Genomic DNA, 286 nt, shown 5'->3' on the forward strand with positions numbered 1-286 from the left:
TTTTTCTTTTCAGCGCTCTCAGGGGAAGATCTGCTCAAGAATCACAGCGGCATCAAAGACCTGGATGGCATCCTGAACGAAATTTCGCTCGCGCTCAACGGCGGCATCGACAAGCGCGTTCGCCAACTGGGCGAAGCGCCGAAGCGCAACCCCTACCGAAAATTCTACGCCGCTGAGTTTGCCAAGGAAATCCACGAAATCTCGTACCTGACCGAAAAACAGAAAATCATGTTCGATGCGTTCAATGTGCGTGATTTTGAGAGCAAGTCCAAGCGCCTGGTCGCCC

General features: G+C 52.8%; 1 protein-coding gene. It reads left to right on the forward strand.

Going from position 1 to position 286, the window contains the following annotated elements; genetic code table 11:
• On the forward strand, nt 1-286 hold a 286-nt coding region (locus MD536_RS21370), incomplete at both ends, for a hypothetical protein (RefSeq protein ID WP_239603813.1).

The organism is Flavihumibacter cheonanensis, assembly GCF_022352215.1.
In the GTDB taxonomy this organism is placed as follows: Bacteria; Bacteroidota; Bacteroidia; order Chitinophagales; family Chitinophagaceae; genus Flavihumibacter; species Flavihumibacter cheonanensis.